This window comes from Flammeovirga aprica JL-4 (assembly GCF_012844305.1).
Taxonomy (GTDB): domain Bacteria; phylum Bacteroidota; class Bacteroidia; order Cytophagales; family Flammeovirgaceae; genus Flammeovirga; species Flammeovirga aprica.
This window is the reverse complement of record NZ_JABANE010000260.1, coordinates 1-1,958: the sequence shown is the minus strand read 5'-3', so window position 1 is coordinate 1,958 and position 1,958 is coordinate 1. Positions and strand designations below refer to the sequence as shown.

General features: G+C 39.8%; 1 protein-coding gene. It reads right to left on the bottom strand.

What is annotated here, in order from left to right:
* Positions 1–130: 130 nt before the first annotated feature.
* Entirely contained in the window at positions 131–1,507 is a 1,377-nt protein-coding gene (gene ltrA, locus HHU12_RS33680) for a group II intron reverse transcriptase/maturase (protein WP_169661112.1), read from the bottom strand.
* Positions 1,508–1,958: the final 451 nt, after the last annotated feature.

Genomic DNA, 1,958 nt, shown 5'->3' with positions numbered 1-1,958 from the left:
GTAGAGTAGAGCCTGATAGCTCTCTCAATTTAAATAATTATAAATGTAATCATTTTGAGAAAACTATCAGAACCCCCTTCATCAAACCGTACGTGAAGTTTTCCCTCATACGGCTTACCGATAGAATTCTTCATTGAGCTTTCGCAAGGGTTTTCAAGCGGGCATACTTTTCCAAGTCTAACAGACCTTTGCTTTTAACAAAGAAATGATAAGGGCGCTGGCGAAGCACCTTATGCGCTTTACGTCCTTTACTTTTGAGCCACTTGAAGAGTTTATAATCAAGTTGTTTGACAATAATCTTGACCGTCTCCCAAATATGGGTGACTTTGCTGATAGAAAAGTAGTTCAACCAGCCATACAGTACTGAGTTTAGTTTGTAAATCAAGGGTCCTATTTTCCAATGACGACGTTTGCGTAGTAGCTCACGGATATTAGCAAATAGTTTACTTCTTGATTTAATACTAGGACGAATGTTCGTATATTTCTTGGTATTCCATGAAAACTTGGAACGAACATAACGAAATTCAAAGCCCAGAAAGAATAGACTCTTCTTGTGTACATGAAGAATTGAGGTCTTGTTCTTGTTGATCGTAAGACCCATCCTACGCATGATTGAATCAATATATTCAAGGATTTCTCTACTGTAATAGTAGTTACCCATCAATACAAAATCATCTGCGTAGCGAACTATTCGGATGTTGGCTTTGGCAAACTTGCCTCGTGGATTATTAACAATACGGTCAAAAGCATGTAAATAAATATTAGAAAGCAAGGGGCTAATCACTCCGCCTTGGGGTGTACCCATTTTGGACTGTATGCGTTTTCCATTCTTTAATTGTTTGGGAGCACGGAGCCATTGCTTGATAATATTGAGTATTCCTTTATCGCTAATTCGCTCTTTCAACAGCACAAACAACTTATCATGAGGGATTGTATCAAAGTATTTCGACAAATCAGCATCATAGACAAAGTGGTATCCTTCGTATAGGTTCTGTTTGATTTGTTTCACAGCATCTTGAGCTCCTCGTTTCGGACGAAATCCATAAGAGGTATCAATAAAGTCTGCTTCCCATAAGGGTTCTATTAGCATCTTTACTGCCATTTGAGCGACTCTATCTTTTATAGTCGGGATGCCTAAAAGGCGAAATTCTCCCTTCTTCTCTTTAGGTATTTCTACTTGACGAACGGCTTGGCAACGATAGGTATTTGTTTGGAGCTCGTGCTGTAGTTCTTTCAGAAACTTCGATACTCCATACTTTTCTATGTCGACAAAAGACATATTATCGACACCTCTGCCATGGGAATAGTTTTGTTTTACACGACGGTAAGATTCGACTAACACGTAGCCTAAGCTCATTTTATCACTCAGGCTATAGGCTTTAAAACCTTTATCTTGCTTGGCTCGAATGTATAGCTTCCTTTGAAAGACACGAACTTGTTCATCTGTCTTGGTAGAAGATGGACTTACTAATAGAGCGGTGTCAATATAGGTCTTTCTGTCTTTCATATAAGCGTTTCTAAAGTAGAGCCCCTTCCCTAATCCAAGGTTATGTTGTCCTTAGAGTCAGACAGTACTATGGGCTCCTCCGACTTCTGTTATAACCAGGCTGAGTTTCGCTATACTTATATCAGCTTGTTTAAGGTGGCCAACCTTTGAAATAACAGATCTCCCACGTTCCGTTACTTTCCATCTATAACCACGCCATCCCTATGACTCCGGTAGATCATTGTACTTCATGTTACTGTTTATTCATACAATGTAACAGGGTTCGAGACCGTCAAAACTCTCCCCATCTACGCCTGCCTTTTCGAAGCTACTATGGGTTCACACTTGCGTATTACGGCTTGGTTATTTGAGATAAATGAGCTTCAGCTATCCACCTCACGGCGATCACTGTCAGTAACTCTTCTAAGTGAACAGTAAATTACTTAGGTAGGATTTGCACCTACTGGAAAGC